Source organism: Kutzneria sp. NPDC052558 (assembly GCF_044547355.1).
In the GTDB taxonomy this organism is placed as follows: Bacteria; Actinomycetota; Actinomycetes; order Mycobacteriales; family Pseudonocardiaceae; genus Kutzneria.
Window position 1 is genome coordinate 43,643 of the sequence record NZ_JBIUAG010000048.1, and the last position, 19,256, is coordinate 62,898.

Sequence of the window (19,256 nt, forward strand, 5' to 3'; positions counted from 1 at the left end):
GATTCCTCTCAGTTCAGTTCGCGGGCCAGGTCGGCGACGCGGTCCAGGCCCTTCAGCACCGACGCCCGATCGACGCCGAAGTCGATCAGGCACGCCACCTCGTCCACGCCGGCGTCGGCGAGGGTGGCGATCAGCCGGCGCGCGGTGTCCACGGACCCGAACAGGCCGGCTTCGCGGGAATAGCGGTCGAAGGCCCGGCGCAGCAGGGCCCGCTGGTCCTGCTCGGTGAGCTCGTCGATGCCCTCGGTGGTCGGCCCTGACCGGCTGGTCAGGTCGAGCGAGCTGGCCAGGTAGGCGCTGAAGGGCTCGCGCACGAGCTCGAGCACCTCGGCGTCGCAGTGGCCGAGCAGGGTGTGCAGCATGAGCGTGACCCGGCCGCGCTTCGCGGGGCCGTGGTGGGCGGCCAGCGTCTCGCGGTAGATCCCGATGTTGCGCCGCAACACATCCAGCCGCTGGCCGAGCAGGTGCGTGAGCAGGTTGCCGCCCAGCTCGCCGGCGGTGCGGAACGTCTCGGGGCGGCCGGAACTGGTGACCCAGAACGGAAGTTCGGACTGCACGGGCGGCGGGAAGATCCGGACGCTTGCCTTGTCGCCGCCGCCGTCGGTCCGGGTGACGGTCTCGCCGCGCCACAGTCGCCGCACCACGTCGATGTTGTCGGTGAGCGTGGTCTTGCGGGCTGCGTAGCCGGCCTGCGGATCGGGATGCAGCACGAAATCCTGTGCGTGCCAACCAGATGCGAAGGCAACCGCGGCACGGCCGCCGGACAGGTTGTCCACCATGGACCATTCCTCGGCGACCCGGATCGGGTCGTGCAGCGGCAGCACGACACTGCCGGCACGCACGCCCACCCGCCGGGTGATGGCCGCGACGGCGGCGCCGGTGACCGCGGAGTTCGCGTACAGGCCGCCGAACGGGTGGAAGTGCCGCTCCGGCGTCCACACCGCGTGCAGGCCGGCGTCGTCGGCCAGCCGAGCGCCGTCCAGCAGCAGGTCGTACCGGCCGCCGTCGGCGCTCGCCGCGTCGTCGGCGAAGTAGAACAGGCTGATGTCCATCGTTTCTCTCCGATCGCTACGCCGAGGCGCCCGAGTAGTGCCGCAGGCCGCGCCGCCACAACACCCTGGTCACGGCCAGCGCGGCGGCGGCCAGCGCGGCCAGGGCGATGAGCCCGAAGCCGCTGGGCTTCGAGGTGAGGACCTCGGCCGGCACCGTGACGGCCACGCCGACCGGCACCAGGAAGGTCAGGCCGACGCGCAGCCAGCCCGGGTAGATGCCCACCGGCCAGCGCGCGGCCTGGAAGATGCCGCCGAACAGCTCGCCGATGTTGTCCAGCTTCACGAACCAGAAAGCGCTGATGGTCAGCGACATCAGGAAGCTGTAGACCAGCACGCCGCCGCAGACCAGCGCGACCAGGAACGCCGGCGCCGCCGCCGGCCGCACCCCGCCGGCCAGCACCAGCCCGACCACGACCGTGCCCGCACCGGTGAGGATGTCCAGTCCCTGCCACACCTGCGTGGCCCGCAGGCTCACCGCCAGCTGGGCGTCCACCGGCTTGAGCAGGACCAGGTCGAGCGTGCCCTCCTCGATCTCCACCAGCAGCTGGAGCGCGTTGGGCAACACCAGCATCTGCACGACGCCGTTCAGCATGGTGTAGACCCCCATCAACACCAGCAGCTGGTTGGCGTCCCACCCGTCCAGCCGGTCCACCTGGCCGAACACCAGCGCCAGCGCCACCAGGCCGGAGCCGAGCGCCAGCACCGAATGCACCAGCCGCAGCAGGAAGTTGGCCCGGTACTGCAACTCGTTGAGCAACTGAACTCGTAGGTACAGCAGCGCCAGCCTCATGCCCCCACCCCCGTGTACCGCCGGACCGCGCGCCGCCAGACCACGGCCAGCAGCAGCGAGCCGATCCCCACCCACAGCACCTGCACACCCAGCCCCGTCAGCAGAACCGACGGCGGCTGCGGGGTGACGACGGCGTCGATGGGGAAACCGAACGTCCACTTGAACGGGAACCATGCGGCGGCGTCCTGCATCCACTGCGGCAGCAGCGTGATCGGCACCAGCCGGCCGGACAGCAGCAGCTCCAGCACCAGGTACAGCTCGAACAGCGCGCTGGCCCGCGTGGTCCAGAACGTGACGAGGCCGATCAGCCAGAGGAACAGCGACCGGATCACGAAGGCGCCCCAGATCGCCACCAGGAACACCAGCACGCCCACCACCGTGAAGTGGAACTCCGGCCGGAACAGCAGGACGAGCACAGCAGCCACCGGCAGCCACTGCGCGATCCACACCACCTTCGCGCCGCCGAAGCCGGCCAGGTCGTAGTGGATCGGGTGCAGCGGCAGCAGCAGCCGGCCGGACATCCGGCCGGTCGCGATGCGGTGCTCGAAACCGGACGGCGCGTAGACCACGTTCATGTTGCGCACCAGCGTCCAGACGATGTAGTACGCGGCCAGCGAACCGGGGGTGTAGCCGCCGACCGAGCCGCCCTGCGCCCGCGCGACCGTGGACCAGACGATCAGGTAGATCACCGGCTCGGCCAGCATGCCGGCCATGAACAGGTAGTTGCTGGCCCGGTAGCTGAACCGCTGGATCACCGACTGCCGCGCGGCGGCCAGGTAGAACGCGGGCAGCCCGGTCATGGCAGCACCTCCACGTTCGAGGCGAAGATCTGCTCGATCACGTCCTCGATCGGCGGCGCCGCCACGGTCAGGTCCGTGACCTCCACGTCGGCCAGCAGCTTGGCCATCACTGCGGGCGCCTGCTCGGCCGGGACGCGGATCCGCGACCGCCCGTCGCCGCAGGGCCGGCATTCGCCGTACGGGCTGAGATCGACGGTCGGATCGGCCGGCGTCACCTCGATCTCCCGGTGCGCGGCGAAGCGCTCGCCCAGCCGGGACAGCTCGCCGTCGAACAGGATCCGGCCGTGGTGGATCACCACCACCCGCCGGCACAGCGCCTCGATGTCGGCCATGTAATGGCTGGTCAGCAGCACGGTCGCGGACCGGGTCCGGTTGTACTCGGCGACGAAGGCCCGGATCCGCCGCTGCATCACGACGTCGAGGCCGAGCGTCGGCTCGTCCAGGAACAGCACTTCCGGCTGGTGCAGCAGGGAGCCGACCAGCTCCGCCTTCATCCGCTCGCCGAGCGACAGGGTGCGCACCGGCTTGCGGACCAGGTCGCCGAGCTCCAGCAGCTCCACCAGCTCGTCCCGGGTGCGCCGGAACTGCTCGCGGGGGATCTGGTAGATGGTCCGGTTCAGCTCGTAGGAGTCGACCGCGGGCAGGTCCCACTGGAGCTGGTACCGGTTGCCCATCACCAGCGCCATCCGGCGCAGGTACGCCGGCTCGCGGCGGGCCGGCCGGCGGCCAAGCACCCGCACCGAGCCGGCCGACGGGTGCAGCAGTCCGGCCAGCAGCTTCAGGGTGGTGGTTTTGCCCGCCCCGTTCGCGCCGAGGAAGCCGACGATCTCGCCGGGCTCGATGGTCAGGTCGACGTCCCGCACCGCGTGCACCGTCCTGGTTGGACGGTGGAACAGGCCGCCGAAGGCCGATCGCAGCCCCGCGTCCCGTTCCGTGACGGTGAACGACCGGGTCAGTCCGACCGCTTCGATCGCCGCCGTCACCGGTCGGCTCCCAACGGATCCACCAGCACCATGCGGATCTCCGAGGTGTAGGTGGCGCCGTCCGCGTCGGACAGCCAGGACTGCTCGACGTCCGGCAGCATCTCGGAGATCGTCAGCGTGTGCCGCACGGCGTCGTCCTTGGCCGCCTTGCGCACGGCCTTCGCCACCTGCTCCAGCAGCGGCACGCTGGTGAAGTCCAGCAGCACCGGCTTGCGCTCGGTGTGGATGCGACAGAAGGTGCGCACCGGCATGTCGTGCGCGGCCCGGAACTCCTGTGCCGCACGGAACCGGGCGGCCGCGGTCTTGACGAACGCCCACGCCAGCTCGGCCGGCGTGAAGGTCCACGTCTCACGGTGGATCACCAGGCGGTCGACCGAGATCCTCGGCATGGGCTTGCCCGGGGGAAGCGGTTGAAACGCGCCGACCACCGCCGCCGACACCTGCTCGGCCAGCACCTCCAACAGGTCGTACGGGCCCTCGCCGGTTCGGGAGGAGACCAGCAGCCGATCGCCGTCCCGATGGACCTCCAACGCCGCCGACGGCAGCACCGGCCCGGGGGCCCCGCTGCCCGCGTCGTGCAGGCACCAGTAGTGGTACTGCGGCGACAGCAGCGCCGCCGGATAGGTGCGTGAGTTGACCAGCGGCGAATCCTTGGTCGGCACGGTGTAGAACCGCCGGCCGCCATGGTCCCGTTCGGCCGCGGCCAGCAGGCGTTTCTGGTTCGGGTGCCGCTCGACGAACAACCGCGACTCCAGCGTGTTCGTGGCCAGATGCAGTTCGCCCAGCACCACGTCGAACTCGCCGCGCCGGATCGCCTCCACAGTGGCGGCGGCGATCATCAGGTCGGGGGAGTGGTGCCGGGCGGTGGCCCACATCGGTGTCGTGGCCGGGAATTCCCGGCGCACGGCCTCCCGGATCTCGTCGGCGGTCACCGTGTGCCGGTGGACGCCGGCCGGAACCTGGAGGATGCGGGTCCACTTGGCCTGGAGACGGGACACGGCATCGTCGACCGGGGCGGGCAGGCGGCCGTTGCGGGGCACCAGGTGCGGGGTGGCCATGCCCAGCAGTTGCGACAGCGGCATCCTCGCCCCGCCGTTGGCCGCCGCGTGCCGGTCCACCAGCTTGCCGAACAATTCCAGGTAGTTCCGGCCGGCGCGGGCGACGAACCAGCGGGCGCTGTCGGCCACCAACCCCAGCGGCGCGCCGATCGCCGCCAGCACCGGGCGGCCCAGGTCCAGCCGCACGTCCCGCCGCGCGTCCTCGTACAGCAGAGTGCGGCCCGCGTACATCTCACCGTGCCGGCGGACCGGGTCCGCCCCGGTGACGCGGCGGAAGGTCTCGTCCAGCTCGGCCGAGGCGGCCATGAGCTTGTCCGGATCGCCCGCGGCGGCCGACACCACATCGCGGCCGCGCACCAATTCGTCCAGTGTGGACAGTGCTTGGTCCAGAACCTCGGCGTCGCCGATCTCCAGCAGACGCTCCCGCAGCGTGTCCTCCGGGTGCGCCTCGATCGGCCCGCGCAGGGTCAGATGCACGATGTCGTCGTCCAGCCACGGCTGTAGCGCCGCCAGCACGGACTCCTCCGTCGCCGCCGGCAGTTCCGCCGCGATCTGCCGGACGGTCCTGGCGCCGTCACAGGCTTCGAGTAGTGGCCGCAGTTCCCGCGGCACCTCGATGGGGTCCCGGTACGGTCGCAGGATCTGCTCGCCGGTGAAGTGCATGCCGCCGGACAGCGCCGGTCGCAGCCACGGTTGCATCGCCGGCCACTCCGACAGCCGCCACGCCAGCGTGTCCACCGCCCAGTTCTCGATGTACACGGTCCGGTCGGCCACCAGTCCTGGCCCGCACTCGAAGCGGATCGGCTCATCGTCGTCGGTCAGCTGCCCCCAGGACGCCGGCCCGAAGAAGCCGATGGTGTCGTTCTTGACCGTGTAGCGCTGAAGGTAGTTGGCCACCAGCTGGATGTGTTTCCACGCCGTTGGTCTGCCCGGTTCCGCCGGCCGCGCCACCTTCTCCACGCCGGTGCGCACCACCGTCGGGTTCTGCCAGGCCACGGCTTCCCGGAACCGCGGATCCGCCGCCACCTCCCGCACCGAGTCGGCGAGGCGCTGGATCTCGGCCGGCCAGGCCGCGTCGAGATCGTGCGCCGTCGTCAGCTCGGGCGCCGACAGGCGCAGCACGTCCGTGACCGGGAACCCGGCCCCGCGCAGCACGAAGTCTCGCCACACCGACCAGCCGGAGTCCGCCAGCGGCAGCAGGTGCGGCTGGTCATCCGTGTCTTTCATCGGTTCCCCTTCCACTTCTCCCGCAGCTCGCGGTGCTTTCCGTTGCTCCGTGTTCGTGCTCGGCCAGGTTGAGTTCGCGGTTGGCGAGCCGGCCGGGCCGTCCACCCGGTCATGGCAGGCTCTCGATGGCCTCGCGGACCACGTCGGTGAAGATCGTGCGGAAGTCGGCGTTGCCGAAGATCGAGTACTCCTGGTGGTCGGCGTCGATGCCGTGCCGGTGCACCTTGCGGGCGTGCGGATTCCAGTGGCTGATCAGGTCACCGTCCACATAGGCGTTGAAGTAGTGCAGCTCACCGTCGTAGTAGCCGGGGCGGTAGAACCGGTCCGCGCGCACCGACCGGGCGAACATGACCAGCTGCCGCTGCAATGTCTCCGCGCCGAGTGTCTCGGCCAGCACCCGGGCCTCGCGCAGGCTGTCCACCACGCCGTCGTCGTTGACGGTGATCGTGTCCGGCACGTCGACCCCGATGCGGCGCAACAGCTCCCGCAGCCGACCGGCGATCTCCACCTGCTCCGACGCGATCTTCTCCAGTGGCACGGTGTTGGGCGGCTGGCTGTCGAACAGCGCCACCAGCCCGACCTTGCGCCCCTCGGCGACCAGCCGGCAGGCCAGCTCGAACGCGATCGTGCCGCCGGTGGAGAACCCGCACAGCAGATACGGCTCGCACTCCGGCAGCCGGCGAAGCTCCTCCATGTAGACGTCGGCGAAGCCGGCGATGGTGGTCGGGATCTCGCGCTCGCCCTCGAGGCCGGCCCCGCGGACCGAGATCGGCTGCGCCGGCAGCACGGTGCGCAGCGTCCGGATGGCCAACGCGTTGCCGGACGCGGAGTGGAAGTAGAACAACGCGGGCGAGGTCGGATCGAAGCCCGCAGGCAGCTGCACACAACGGTCCTTCGGGGCGCGCTCACGCAGGTGCGCCGCGACCGCCTCCACGGAGTCGCGCTCCAGCACCACCTCCCCGGCAAGTCGAGTGTTGGTCGCCTTCGACACGCGGGCGGCGACCCGATCCGCCGCGGCGGCGTCGCCGCCGAACCGGGTGCGTGGCGTGATCTCGGCCAGCCCGAGCTCGTCGGCGTACGCCTCGGCGACGGCCGACTCCCACTCGTCCCGGAAGCGCTTGTCCTGGCTCACGGACATGGACCGGCTCCTGTTTCCACGGTGCCCCCATCTCTCTGCGGTCATCGCCGATGCTAGGCAGGTGGCACTGGCGAAAAACTGGCCGCGGACTGAGCGCCGTGAACAGAGCGGCGACAGTGGCCGGCGCTCAGAGAAAGGACAGTCGTGTCTACCTACACTCGTTGCGGCGAAACACAAGCGAAGGAGCCTTGACATGGAACGTCCCCGGGTGACCGTCGTCGTCCCCGCGCACGACCGGACCGGCCCGCTGCGCCGCACACTGTCCAGTTTGGACCAGCAGTCCCTCGACCGGGACGCCTACGAGGTCATCGTGGTGGACGACGGCTCGACGCCGCCGGTCGTGGACGACATCACCGAGTTCGTCGACGGCACGCACACCCGCCTGCTGCGGCACGACCGTGCCCGGGGCGCGAGCGCCGCGCGCAACACCGGCGCCGCGGTCGCGCGCGGCGACCTGCTGGTGTTCATCGACGCCGACGCGCTCTGCCATCCGGGCCTGCTCGAGGCCCACATCGACGCGCAGGCCGACGGCCCGGTCGCGGTCTGCGGCTTCAGCGGCGGGCGCGAGCTGACGCCGTCCACCTGGCGGCTGAAGTTCGGCGCGGACTGGGACTTCGGCGATGTGGCCGCCACGTTCGAACAGTTCAGGTCGACCCCGCTGCTGCACGACCCGCTGACCGAGCTGCTGGCCCGGCCGCGCCCGGCCGACTGGGCGTTCTTCTGGACGCTCAACGCCGGCGTGCCCAAGGCCAGCTTCGACCTGGTCGGCGGCTTCAACGCGGATTTCGAGGTCAAGGGCAGCGAGGACATCGAGCTGGGCTACCGGCTGGCCCGGATCGGCGTGCCCACGGTGTTCGCGCCGGCGGCGATCACCATCCACCAGCCGCACGAGCGCAACCGCAACGTCGAGGTGGTGCGGGACCGCCGCAACGAGCACATCCTCGTCCGCGAGTACCCCACCGTCGAGGTCGAGGCCGTGTGCAGCTACGACATCGCGCGCTCCCGGGACCTCGTGCCGGCGGTGGAGCAGTTCGCCGCCAAGCTCACGGCCGGCGCCGCCGACTGCGCGCGGCTGTCCGAGCTGCCCGGACTCGTGACCAGGCTGGCGAACTCCGGTCCGACGCTGCTGATCGGTTCTCCCGAGGGCTGGCCGGCGCACATCCCGCCGCCGGACACCGTGTGCTACCCGGCGGCCGTCACGGCGGGGCGGCACCTGCCGTTGCTGGGCACCCGCCTGCCGGCCGACGACAAGCAGTTCGAGCTGGGCGTGATCACCGACTACTGGCGGCACTTCCCGGACGGCACGCTCAGCCGCATCTTCGGCGAGGCGCACCGGGCCTGCCGCGAGGTGATCGTGCTGGCCGGGGTGAGCGCCGCGCCGGTGGACGCGCCGGACCGCGAGCTGAGCGAGGCGCTGGCCGCCTACGACCACCCGTACTGGGAGTTCACCGTGTCGCTGCGCCGCGAGCTGCATCAGTTCGACCTCACCGAGCTGGAGTCCAACGGCCGCGGCCAGTCGGCGTTCGGCTGCGCGCCGATCCCGTGGCCGACGCTGGAGCTGACCGACCTCAAGTCCTCCGGCCGGTAGCGGTTCAGCACGCGGGCCACCGCCGCGGCCCGCTCGGCCGGCGGGTCGGCGTCGTGCAGGGCCTCGCGCGCGAAGTCGGCGACGAAGTCATGGATCCGGAACCCGCCGCCGGCCGACTCGGTCAGCAGGCAGACGGCGACGAGGTTGGCCAGCAGCTGCCGGCAGCGGGACACCGGCACGTCGGCCAGCGCGGCGGCGGCGTCCACCGGGAACGAGGCCGGCCGCAGCGCGAGGCGGCGGAACAGCCGGGCGGTGTCCTGGTCGAGCCGCCGGTACGAGCGGGCCAGCAGCCGGCGGATGTCCATGTCGGGATCGGTGGCGCAGAAGGCATCCAGGCCGTTGTCGGCCGACCGCAACTCCGCGGCGATCTCGGCCAGCGACTTGTGCGGGGTGAGGGCGGCGCGGGCGGCCACCGAGGCCAGTGCGATGGGCAGGCCGGCGCACACGTCGACGACGTCCTCCACGGCCGCCCGCTCGTCGGCCGCCCGTGCCGCGCCGAGATGCCGCTCCAGCAGGGCGAAACTCTCCTCGGTTGTCATCTCGGCCAGCCGCACCGGCTCGGTGTGGTTGGTGATCAGCAGGCCGGCCAACACGTTCCGGCTGGTGACGATGGCCATGCAGCCCGGAGTCGCCGGCAGCAGCGGCCGCACCTGTTGGGCGTCAAGGGCATTGTCCAGCACGACGATCACCCGCAGGCCGGCCAGCCGACTGCGGTAGAGCCCCATCAGGCCGGGCAGGCCGGCCGGCAGTTGCGCGGCCGGCTGGCCGAGGCTCTCCAACAGGTGTCGCAGCGCCTCGGTGGGGGACATCGGCTCGACGTCGTCGAAGCCGTGCAGGTTCAGGAAGAGCTGGCCGTCCGGGAAGCGGTCGGCGATGCGGCGCGCGGCATGTACGGCCAGTGCGGTCTTGCCGATCCCGGCCATGCCGCTGATCGGCGCCACGACCGGGCCGGCAGTCCGCGCGGCTGCGGTGAGGATCCGGGTCAGCCCGGCCTCACGGCCGGCGAACACCGGCAGGTCCGGCGGCAGCTGTGCCGGTCGCGTGCTCGGACCCGGCAGCGGAGCGGTTTCGGCCGGTTGCGTGTTCTGGCGTAGCACGGCAGTCTGCGCGGCGCGCAGCGCCGGCCCCGGTTCGATGCCCAGCTCGTCGGCCAGCCGGCCGTGCAGCGTCCGGTACACGGCCAGCGCGTCGGCTTGACGGCCGGTCGCGCCGAGCGTCCGGATGTAGGCCGCCTGGAGGCGTTCGTCCCACGGGAACCGGTCGGCGGTCTGCCGCACCAGCGTGACGACTCGCTGGGCGTCGCCGATGCGCAGGTGCACCTCGACGGCCTCCACCACCGCCTTGCCGTAGTCGATCTCCACCTCGGTGAAGTGCGCGCTGTCGATGACGTTGTGCGGACTGCCCGTGCCGACCGGCCCCTGACGCAGCGCCAGTGCGTCCAAATAGGACGATGCGGCCTGCCGCCAGTTCTCGTTCGCGGCGCAGGCGCGGGCGTGTTCGACGCGTGCGCGGAACACGTGCAGATCGACGCGGTCCGGCTCGACGGCCAGCCGGTACCCGCTGCCGTCGCGCCGCAGCCAGCTGCTGCTGTTGCGTGGACCCAGATCCGGCTCCAGCAGCCGGCGCAGCGCGCTCACATGGTGGTGCACCACGTTGGCCGCGCTGGCCGGCGGGCCGTCCCGCCACAGGAAGTTCGAGATCTCGCTGAGCGGCACGGCCTGGCTCGCCCTGATCAGCAGCAGCGCCAGCAGCGCCCGCTGCTGCGGGCTGCCGAGCACCAGCTCGGTGTCATTGAGCCACGCTCGGATCGGTCCCATGACCGTGAAGCGGAAATTATTGTCTGGCATGTGAAGTCACCACCGGCTCCGGTTGTGCCGCCCATTCTGCGGCGGCGTCGGTCGGCCGGGCCAGTGGTCGGCCGGGGCAGCAAGCTGCGTGACAACAAGTTCCTCGTTTCGCACAGCGATACGGACCTGTTGAGGCGTTCTCCGCGCTGCCTATCGTGGTCGGCGATCACTGAAGATGCCACGCCCGTCGCACCACGGAGGTGCTGTGAAGCGCGTCGTTGTCACCGGGGGCGCCGGATTTCTGGGCTCCCACTTGTGTACGGCCTTCATCGAGCGCGGGGACGCGGTGGTCTGCGCGGACAACCTGTCCACCGGGCGCATGGACAACATCGGCCACCTGCTCGGCCGGTCGGACTTCGAGTTCGTGCGGGCCGATGTCAGCGAGGGGCTCGACGTCGTCGGACCGGTCGATGTGGTGGCGCACTTCGCCAGCCCTGCCTCGCCGCCCGACTACCACCGCAGTCCACTTGAGACGATGGCCGTCGGCAGCCGGGGCACCGAGCACGCGCTCCGGCTGGCCGAGGCCAACCGGGCCCGATTCGTGCTCGCGTCCACCAGTGAGGTGTACGGCGACCCGGTTGTGCACCCGCAGCGCGAGGACTACTGGGGCAACGTCAATCCCGTCGGCCCGCGCAGCGTCTACGACGAGGCCAAGCGGTTCGCCGAGGCGCTCACCGTGGCTTATCGGCGCACCCGCGGCGTGAACACCGGCGTGCTCCGTATCTTCAACACCTACGGGCCGCGCATGCGGCCGCACGATGGCCGGGTCGTCACCAGCTTCATCACGCAGGCCCTGACCGGCGAGCCGCTGACGATCTACGGCGACGGCAGCCAGACCCGCAGCTTCTGCTACGTGGACGACCTCGTGCGCGGCATCCTGGCCATGGCCGACTCGGCCGAGCCGGGGCCGGTCAACCTCGGCAATCCCGACGAGCACACCATGTCCGAGCTGGCGGCGCTGATCGTCGCGATCACCGGGTCGCCGTCGGCGGTGGAGCACCACCCGCTGCCGGTGGACGACCCCGCCCGACGCCGGCCGGACATCGGCCGAGCGCGGGAAGTGCTCGGCTGGCAACCGGAAATCGACACGAACGACGGGCTGCGCCGGACCGTCGACTGGTTCGCGGCCCGGATGGACGAGGTGGCCGCGGCGGCGTCGATGGTGGCCGGCGGACAGACGGATGGCGGGCACTGACATGCGAATCTCGGTGATAGGAACCGGTTATCTCGGCGCGGTGCACGCGGCCTGCCTGGCCGACATCGGCCATGACGTGCTCGGCGTCGACGTGGACGCGGCGAAGATCGAGGCGCTCGCGGCCGGCCAGGCGCCGTTCTACGAGCCGGGGCTGTCGGACGTGTTGTCGCGGGCGGTGGGTTCGGGCCGGCTCCGGCTGTCCATCGATCCGGCGCAGGCGGCGGAGTTCGCGGACGTCCACTTCATTTGTGTCGGCACGCCGCAGCAACCGGGCTCGCAAGCCGCGGACCTGACGTATGTGCACGCGGCGATCGACGGCCTGGCCAGGCATCTGCGGCGGCCGACGCTCGTGGTCGGCAAGTCGACGGTGCCGGTGGGCACGGCGGCGGCGCTGGCGCGACGGCTGGCTGAGCTCGCCCCGGCCGGTGAAGGTGTTGAACTGGCGTGGAATCCGGAGTTCCTGCGCGAGGGCTACGCGGTCGCGGACACGCTCACGCCGGACCGGCTGGTGGTCGGTGCGCGCTCGGACGCCGCCGACGAGGCGCTGCGCGAGGTCTACGCGCCGATGCTGGCCGCGGGCGTGCCGTACATCCGGACCGATCTGGCCACCGCCGAGCTGGTCAAGGTGGCCGCGAATGCCTTCCTGGCCACGAAGATCTCGTTCATCAACGCCGTCGCCGACGTGTGCGACGCGGCCGGCGCGGACGTGGTGCGGCTGGCCGAGGCGATGGGCCACGACGCGCGTATCGGGCGCCGCTTCCTCGGCGCCGGGGTCGGCTTCGGCGGCGGCTGTCTGCCCAAGGACATCCGCGCCTTCCTGGCTCGGGCGCGGGAGTTGGGCGTCGCGGACTCGCTGGCGTTCCTGGCCGAGGTCGACACGATCAACACCGGCCGACGCCGTCGGGTGGTGGAGCTGGCCCGGGAGTTGGTCGGCGGCTCGCTGCACGGCCGCAATGTGGCCGTGCTCGGCGCGGCGTTCAAGCCCGACAGCGACGACGTGCGGGACTCGCCGGCGCTCGCCGTGGCGGCGGCCGTGCAGGCGCGGGGCGCGAATGTTCGCGTGCACGACCCGGCCGCGATCGACAATGCCCGTGCGGTGTTCCCGGAGCTGGACTACACCACGGATGTCGCCAAGGCGTGCGAGCGCGCGGACGTCGTGCTGCATCTGACCGAGTGGCGCGAATACCGTGACCTGGAACCGGAATCGCTGGCCAAGGTGGTGGCGCACGCCCGGATCGTGGACGGCCGCAATGTGCTGTCCCTTGAGCGCTGGGAGGCGGCGAACTGGACCGTGGCGGCGCTGGGCCGGGGGCGCAGACAGGGATGAGGCAGGCCCACCACGAAGGTGGGCCTGTCCACTCACACCGCGTGCGCGGCGACCAGGATGTTGTCGGAACCGCTGTCGGGCAACGTGTCGATGACCGCGTCGAGCTCGAATCCGGCCAGCCGCACGGCGGCGGTCACCTCGCGCAGCCGGCGCGGGTACATCCGCAACTGGCGGTGCCAGGCGGATTCCACCTCCGCGTCGGTGTCGAGCACCTCGTAGCGCATGGTGCAGAGCAGGATTCCCGAAGCGGCGTCGTAGCTGCTCCACTCGCTGACGTCGATCAGCTTGCCGCCAGGGTAGTCGGAGTAGTAGTGCGTGGTGCGGCTGCCGGCCCCCAGCCGGGCCACGTCGTACGGCGACACGTCCAGCGCCAGCTGGCCACCCGGCTTCAGCGCGCTGCGCACGTTGTGCAGCAACAGATCCAGGTCCTCGTCGCTGAGGATGTGGCTGACCAGGTCGTTCGGCATGATCACGGCGTCGACCGGTTCGACCGCCGGCAGCGCCGGCAGCGTCGCCTCGTGCAGGCTGACCCGGTCCGCGACGTCGGCCGGCTCGGACTTGAGGCTGCGGGCGAAGTGCCCGAGCATGTCCGGCGACCCGTCCACCCCGACGGCGGTCGCGCCCGCGCGGGCCAGCGGCAGCAGCACGGCTCCGGTGCCGCAACCAAGTTCCATGATCCGGCCGGTGTCGGCCAGCGGGCCGAGATGGTCCCGGTACACCTCGCCGAACCGCGGCGTGTAGCCGATGTTGAGCTCGTACATGCGGGGGTCGTAGAACCGGGCCATGGCGGTCCTGGCTGTGCTCATCTCGCACGCTCCCAACGGAGTCCCTGTAGCGGCAAGGGCGAAAGCTAGCCACGGCGGCGCACCGGGGCAACGCCGGTTTCGTGCTGCGAAAACAAACCGGGCGCGCGTTGACCGGCGCCAGCGCCGTGCGTAGCGTCCGAAATGCTGTTTCCCCTTGTCAGTAGGGAGAAATCGACGTGACCACGACGACTGTGCACGGCCGTGCCGAGGAGATCGCGGCTGACTACCGGCGGCTGGCTCCGACGCCGCCGTTGCACGAGTCGATCGGCTGGCTGAGGTACTGCGACCGGCGCTCGCGCGGCGGCATGCGCTACATCGCGGCCTGGGACGACAGCGGTCGCATGTCGGGACTGATGGCGCTGCGCCGGACCGGGGACGAGTCCGAGGCGTCAACCAACTACGACGTAGTCGCGCAGGTGTGGCCCGGTGGCTCACCACCGTTGCCACGCAAGGACTTCTACCCCCAGCTGTTCGCCGCCACCTCCGGCGCGCGCTGCCTGTTCACCGCGGCCGACGCCCGGACCCGGGCGGCGCTGGTGCGGAAAGCCGCGGCGTTGGCCGACACGGAGGACGCCCTGCTGACCATCGCCTACCTGCCGGACGAGAACCTCGCCGCGGAGACCGCGGCCAGCGTCGGTGAACAGCACGCGCTGATCGGCGCCGAGACGCGACTGGACGTGACCTGGTCCGATTTCGACGGCTATGTGGCGAGCCTGCGCCGGCAGAGCCGGTTCAACGTGCGCCGGGAACGCCGCCAGTACCTCGAGTCCGGGCTGCGGACGCGGATCCACCACACCACGGCGTCGTTGGGCACCCGGGCGGCCGAGCTGCACGCGCAGCTGATGGCCAAGTACGGCGCCGGCTCGACCGCCGAGTCGTTCCTGGCCGACTTCGAGGACCTCGCGGCAACGGTCGACGAGCACGTCACGGTGTTCGAGGCCGAACGTGACGGCGTGCTCGTCGGCCTGTGCGTGTGCCTGCGCGACGGGTCCACTGTGCACATTCGCAGTGTCGGCTTCGACTACGCCTTGGCGGCCAACGACTTCATCTACTTCAACCTCGTCTTCTACGAGCCGATCACCTGGGGCCTCGACCACGGCGTGACCAGCTTCTGCCTCGGCAACGGCGCGTTCCCGGCCAAGCGCCGGCGCGGCGCGCGACTGGATCCGCTCTACGGCGTCGTGCGCTGGCCGGCCCGTGTCGGCGACGCCGGCCGGGCCGCGCTCGTCGACCGCGAACAGCGAGCCCGCGCGGACCTGGGACTGCCCCAACTCGCACTGATCCGAAGGGCCTGAACCCGATGACCTACGATGCCGTCCGCATTGCCAACCGCTCCCGCAACACCATGGAGTTCGACCAGCGGGCCACGGTCCTGGACAGCCTGCCGCGGGTGCTGTTCATCGAGCTGACCGAGAACTGCAACCTGTCCTGCCCGATGTGCCGCTCGGCCGGGCCGTTCCGGCCGTCCCGCAACATGAGCGCGGAACTGTTCGACCGCGTGGCGGAAGAGCTGTTCCCGACCGCGGAGATCGTCGACCTACGGGGCTGGGGCGAGAGCACGATCCTCAAACGGTTCCCGCAGTTCGTCGACAAGACGCTGGAATACGGCTGCCGTATCAAGCTGGTGACCAACCTGACCGTGCCCAACGAGGACATGTGGCGCAAGCTGGTGCGCAACCGGGCGCTGATCGGGGTCTCGTTCGACGCCGGCGACCAGGAGACGTTCGAGCTGCTCCGCCGCGGCGCCAAGTTCCCCGTGGTCAAACGGAACCTGGAGATCCTGGCCGACGAGGGCCGGGAAAGCGGCGTCGGCACCGACGGCATCCACCTCAACGTGGTGATCCAGCCGGCGGCGCTGCCCAACCTGCCGCAGATCGTGCGCATCGCCGCCGACCTCGGCATCAAGGTGCGGATCAACCCGTTGTCGGCCGACTCGGCCGACCCGGACAACCTGGTCTACCACCGGGAGCGCATGCTCGAAGCGCTGTCCGAGATGGCCGACGTGGCCGTGGCCGAGAGCGTGGACGTGCAGATCAACGCGGCGCTGGACCCGCTGTGGGCCGACGACCTGCACGCCGACAAGACCTGCACGCACCCGTGGATGTACTGCTACGTCAACTACGGCGGCCGGGTCGGCTTCTGCGACCACCTCATCGGCGCGCCGGCCGAGCAGCACCTGCTGGGCGACCTGACCACCACCAGCTTCGCCGACATCTGGAACGGCCCGGCCTACCAGGAGCTGCGGGCCGCGCACGGCCGCGGCCGCGAGGGCCTGGCCGGTCGGTACGAGGAATGCAACTGGTGCTACCACAACCGATACGTCGACTTCGACGTGGAGACCTACGAGCCGTACGAGAAGCACGAGGTCAAGCTGACCCCGTCGGTGTGTCGCTCGTTCACGCCGGCGCCGTCGCTCACCCCACCCGGCGCCACGCTGCCGCTCACCGTGGTGTCCAGCCGATCCGACAGGGAGACGTCATGACCGAGCAGTCAGTCCGGCGTTGGCCGGCGTGGCCGCAGACCGACGAATGGTCCGCGCAGGCAATGGGGGCGGCGCTGCTCAGCGGCCGCCTCGCCGTCAGCGGCGCGCGCAGCCAGTGGACGCCGCGCGCCGTCGAGGCCGCACGGCAGCTGGCCGCGCGGGCCGGCCGCCAACACTGCACGCTGACCACGAGCGGGTCGAGTGCCATTCTCGTGGCGTTGCAGGCGCTCGGCGTCGGCCCCGGCGACGTCGTGCTCATCCCGGCCACGACCTGGGTCAGCTGCGCCACCTCCGTGCTGAGGGCTGGCGCCACGCCGGCGTTCTACGACGCCGACGAGCGGTCCCCGTCCGTGATCGGCGAAGCCCCGCAGATCACGCCGTCGGTGGTGCTGGCCGTGCACCTGTACGCGCAGCAGATGGACATTCCGGCGCTGCGCAAGCGATTCCCCGGCGCGCTGATCGTCGAGGACGCGTCCCACAGCCAACTCGCCGAGACCGACGACGGCCGGCCGATCGGCAGCCTCGGCGACGTGAGCATCATGAGCCTCCAGGCGACCAAGGTGATCACCTGCGGTGAGGGCGGCGCCATCCTGACCGACGACGACGAGACCGCCGCCCGGATCGAGTCGCTGGTCATGGACTCGCGCCGGCGGGCCGCCACCGTCGGGCCGACCGCGGCCAATGAGCTGGAGCCCGCGTTCCTGCTGCACGGGGCCAACCACGCGCTGTCGGAGGTGTCGGCGGCGCTGCTGCTGGACCAGCTGGAGCGCATGCCGGCCCAGTCGGCCGCGCGCTCCCGAGCCGCGACTCGCTTCGTGCGGCGGCTGACCGAAGCCGGCTGGCAGTGTTTCGCCGACGACGGCGCGCTGCGGTCCGGCAACTTCTACGGTTTGGCCGTGCGGATCCCGGACGGCCGAGGCACTCCGGCGGAGCTCATCGAGGAGGTCGCGGTCAAGACCGGGCTGACGCTGGACCGCGTGTACCCTCCGGTGCCCGAGGGTCCGCTCTACCGGCCGGGCACGGTGAAGCAGTACTCGCTGATCGACCACGTCGTCAGCGGCGCGACCCAGTCCCGGATCTGGCACGAGCGCAGCGTTGTCGTGCCCCACCACGCATTCCTTGCCGATGACGACCTCATCGACGAGCTGGTCGACGTCCTCGCCGGCGCGGAGCCGGCCGAGCGTGCGACCCCCACCACCCGGCCGGCGGTGGACGTCGTGCTGGTGACCAGCGGCGACCGGCCGACCCTCGCGGACGCCCTGGCCGGCGTCGCGGCGCAACGGGTTGACGCCGATGTCCGCGTCACGGTGTGGGTGGACGGCCCGGAGCCGGTGGGCGGCGTGCCCAACCCCGGGCTCGCGGAGCTGCGGGTGCTGTCGCTGGACGCGGGAACGGCACTGCCGGCGACGCCGTTCGAGCGCATCGCGGCCCTGCGGCAGCTGGCCGCGCAGCACTGCACGGCCGACTACACCGCTTTCCTCGACGACGACAACGTCTGGGCGCCGGACCATCTCGCCTCGCTGCTGGCCCTGATCTCGGCGGACCGGCCGGCCGTGCACTCCTGGCGGACGCTGGTCGACAACGGCCGCCGGCCCGTCGCCGTGGACCGGTTTCCCTGGCTGCCGCCGGGGCCGGCGGCCTTCGACCGCTGGAATTCCCTGCGGGCCGCCGGAGTCGTCGACAGCGGTGGCACGGTCGTCCGCGACGGCGTCGAGCACGACATGGTCGACATGGGGGAGTGGCTGTTCGACACCCGCCTGCTGCGGTTGCTCCGGTTCGACCGGCCCCGCACGGCCGAGGAGGTGGCGGACCGGATCGGCGAGGACGACTTCGTGCTGCGCCAGCTGCAAAGGCTGGGCGTGCCGACTGCCTGCACCGGCGTGGCCTCGCTGTTCTACCAGCTCGGTGGCATGTCCAATCCGGAGTTCGCGACGGCATGAGGCCCAACGAATGCCCGCCGCGTGAGCGGCGGGCATTCGCTTGTGCCGGTGACCCAAGGCCGCGGCCGCCCGTTGCCGGGCGGCCGCGGCCTTCACGGTCTCAGGAACAGATCCTGGTGAGCACTTCGGCGTAGGCCGGCGCGCCCGGGCGGGACCAGTCCGGGTCGAAGTAGGGGTACTGCTCGGTGTCGTACTTGTGGTCAGCGCTCAGGAACAGCGTGATGTAGTCGCGGACCTTGGCCTCTTCGCGCTCGGTGCGCGGCGTCGCCGCGTAGGAGGCGCTCCACTGCACCCGGTCCCGGCCGGACAGGCTGGCGTGCCACAGCTTGACGTCGAAGAAGATGACGTCGCCCGGCCGGGAGTCCAGCGCGACCGCCGGGAACAGCGCGGCCTCCCGCTGCTCGTCGAGCACCGGCTTGCCGGGCGGGTTGTCGGCCCGCAGCCGCGACAGCGACGCGGAGACGTCGTCGTGGTGGGAGCCGGGCAGCACGCGCAGGGCGCCAGTGTCGGCGGTGAGCGGGTCCAGGTAGGCGACGACCTTGACCGCGTTGAGCTCGCGGTCGTACGAGTCCGCGTGCCAGCTGGAGGCGTCGCGGTAGAGGACTCCCTTGGCCGGCTTGGGCACGACGTCGTCGCCGAGGATGTCACGGGCCACGTCGACGAGCCGGGGGTCGGCCAGCAGTGCCCGGCTGACCGGCGTGCGTGGCCCCATCATCGGCAGGTAGAAGCCGGCGGTGCCGGTGGCCGCGGCCGCCGACTCGGTCGGCAGCTCGTAGTTCGCCGACAGCGCCGCCAGGATCTCGGCCCGCAGCCGGTCGACCTCGTCCTCGGCCAGCACGTTACGCAGCACGAGGAATCCGTGCGTGGCGAAGAACGCGGCGTGGTCCACGGTGCTCATCGTTCGACCTCGCCGCGGATGAACTTCTCCACGGCGTCGTGGGCCTGCGAGTCGGAGTACTGCTCCGGCGGCGACTTCATGAAGTAGGAGGAGGCGGACAGGATGGGGCCGCCGATGCCGCGGTC

15 protein-coding genes and 1 pseudogene are annotated in these 19,256 nt (G+C 71.2%); 6 read left to right on the plus strand and 10 right to left on the minus strand.

From position 1 onward, the window contains the following. Positions 1-8: 8 nt before the first annotated feature. From ACIG5F_RS45570 to ACIG5F_RS45595, 6 genes are all read right to left on the minus strand, one after another. Entirely contained in the window at positions 9-1,052 is a 1,044-nt protein-coding gene (locus ACIG5F_RS45570) for a MupA/Atu3671 family FMN-dependent luciferase-like monooxygenase (RefSeq protein ID WP_396526509.1), read from the minus strand. 16 nt (positions 1,053-1,068) lie between these two features. After that, positions 1,069-1,842 carry an ABC transporter permease gene (locus ACIG5F_RS45575; protein WP_396526510.1) on the minus strand — a complete coding sequence of 258 codons (774 nt, stop codon included), beginning with the start codon at positions 1,840-1,842 and terminating at the stop codon, positions 1,069-1,071. Then, the gene (locus ACIG5F_RS45580; protein ID WP_396526511.1) at positions 1,839-2,642 is read right to left on the minus strand and encodes an ABC transporter permease; all 804 of its coding nucleotides are present in this window, start codon (positions 2,640-2,642) and stop codon (positions 1,839-1,841) included. The genes ACIG5F_RS45575 and ACIG5F_RS45580 overlap by 4 nt, the downstream gene beginning before the upstream one ends. Beyond that, the gene (locus ACIG5F_RS45585; RefSeq protein ID WP_396526512.1) at positions 2,639-3,625 is read right to left on the minus strand and encodes an ATP-binding cassette domain-containing protein; all 987 of its coding nucleotides are present in this window, start codon (positions 3,623-3,625) and stop codon (positions 2,639-2,641) included. Before ACIG5F_RS45585 ends, ACIG5F_RS45580 begins: the two co-directional genes overlap by 4 nt. Further along, entirely contained in the window at positions 3,622-5,910 is a 2,289-nt protein-coding gene (locus ACIG5F_RS45590) for a lantibiotic dehydratase (protein WP_396526513.1), read from the minus strand. The genes ACIG5F_RS45585 and ACIG5F_RS45590 overlap by 4 nt, the downstream gene beginning before the upstream one ends. Before the next feature lie 109 nt (positions 5,911-6,019). Continuing rightward, positions 6,020-7,048 carry a thioesterase domain-containing protein gene (locus ACIG5F_RS45595; RefSeq protein WP_396526514.1) on the minus strand — a complete coding sequence of 343 codons (1,029 nt, stop codon included), beginning with the start codon at positions 7,046-7,048 and terminating at the stop codon, positions 6,020-6,022. 193 nt (positions 7,049-7,241) lie between these two features. Between ACIG5F_RS45595 and ACIG5F_RS45600 the strand changes: the two genes are divergently transcribed. Continuing rightward, a complete protein-coding gene (locus ACIG5F_RS45600; RefSeq protein ID WP_396526515.1) occupies positions 7,242-8,636 on the plus strand; it encodes a glycosyltransferase family 2 protein in 1,395 nt (464 codons plus the stop codon). On the opposite strand, the gene ACIG5F_RS45605 is transcribed toward ACIG5F_RS45600, so the two are convergent. Further along, complete coding sequence (locus ACIG5F_RS45605; RefSeq protein ID WP_396526516.1) at positions 8,522-10,453, minus strand: BTAD domain-containing putative transcriptional regulator; 1,932 nt, start codon at positions 10,451-10,453, stop codon at positions 8,522-8,524. The two genes, ACIG5F_RS45600 and ACIG5F_RS45605, sit on opposite strands and share 115 nt — an antisense overlap. A 205-nt stretch (positions 10,454-10,658) precedes the next feature. Here ACIG5F_RS45605 and ACIG5F_RS45610 point away from each other — a divergent pair, with 205 nt between their 5' ends. Further along, positions 10,659-11,678 carry a UDP-glucuronic acid decarboxylase family protein gene (locus ACIG5F_RS45610; protein WP_396526517.1) on the plus strand — a complete coding sequence of 340 codons (1,020 nt, stop codon included), beginning with the start codon at positions 10,659-10,661 and terminating at the stop codon, positions 11,676-11,678. Next, positions 11,665-13,005, plus strand: a complete 1,341-nt coding sequence (locus tag ACIG5F_RS45615; protein WP_396526518.1) for a UDP-glucose dehydrogenase family protein — start codon at positions 11,665-11,667, stop codon at positions 13,003-13,005. Before ACIG5F_RS45610 ends, ACIG5F_RS45615 begins: the two co-directional genes overlap by 14 nt. A gap of 32 nt (positions 13,006-13,037) precedes the next feature. Here the strand turns inward: ACIG5F_RS45615 and ACIG5F_RS45620 are convergent, their stop codons facing one another. Further along, complete coding sequence (locus tag ACIG5F_RS45620) at positions 13,038-13,811, minus strand: class I SAM-dependent methyltransferase (RefSeq protein ID WP_396526519.1); 774 nt, start codon at positions 13,809-13,811, stop codon at positions 13,038-13,040. A 176-nt stretch (positions 13,812-13,987) separates the two neighbouring features. Here ACIG5F_RS45620 and ACIG5F_RS45625 point away from each other — a divergent pair, with 176 nt between their 5' ends. Genes ACIG5F_RS45625 through ACIG5F_RS45635 form a run of 3 tightly spaced genes read left to right on the plus strand, consistent with a single transcriptional unit; the run spans position 13,988 to position 18,233 of the window. Beyond that, positions 13,988-15,106, plus strand: a complete 1,119-nt coding sequence (locus ACIG5F_RS45625; protein WP_396526520.1) for a GNAT family N-acetyltransferase — start codon at positions 13,988-13,990, stop codon at positions 15,104-15,106. 5 nt (positions 15,107-15,111) lie between these two features. Further along, positions 15,112-16,293, plus strand: coding sequence for a radical SAM protein (locus ACIG5F_RS45630; RefSeq protein WP_396526521.1), 1,182 nt, complete (start codon positions 15,112-15,114; stop codon positions 16,291-16,293). Then, positions 16,290-18,233 carry an aminotransferase class I/II-fold pyridoxal phosphate-dependent enzyme gene (locus tag ACIG5F_RS45635; protein ID WP_396526522.1) on the plus strand — a complete coding sequence of 648 codons (1,944 nt, stop codon included), beginning with the start codon at positions 16,290-16,292 and terminating at the stop codon, positions 18,231-18,233. The genes ACIG5F_RS45630 and ACIG5F_RS45635 overlap by 4 nt, the downstream gene beginning before the upstream one ends. A 100-nt stretch (positions 18,234-18,333) precedes the next feature. Here the strand turns inward: ACIG5F_RS45635 and ACIG5F_RS45640 are convergent, their stop codons facing one another. Both ACIG5F_RS45640 and ACIG5F_RS45645 read right to left on the minus strand, forming a co-directional pair. Further along, positions 18,334-19,131 (minus strand): phytanoyl-CoA dioxygenase family protein, encoded by a 798-nt coding sequence (locus ACIG5F_RS45640; RefSeq protein ID WP_396526523.1) that lies wholly within the window; start codon positions 19,129-19,131, stop codon positions 18,334-18,336. Continuing rightward, positions 19,128-19,256, minus strand: a pseudogene (locus tag ACIG5F_RS45645) (inositol-3-phosphate synthase); the annotation flags it as partial. The pseudogene ACIG5F_RS45645 and the gene ACIG5F_RS45640, both read right to left, overlap by 4 nt.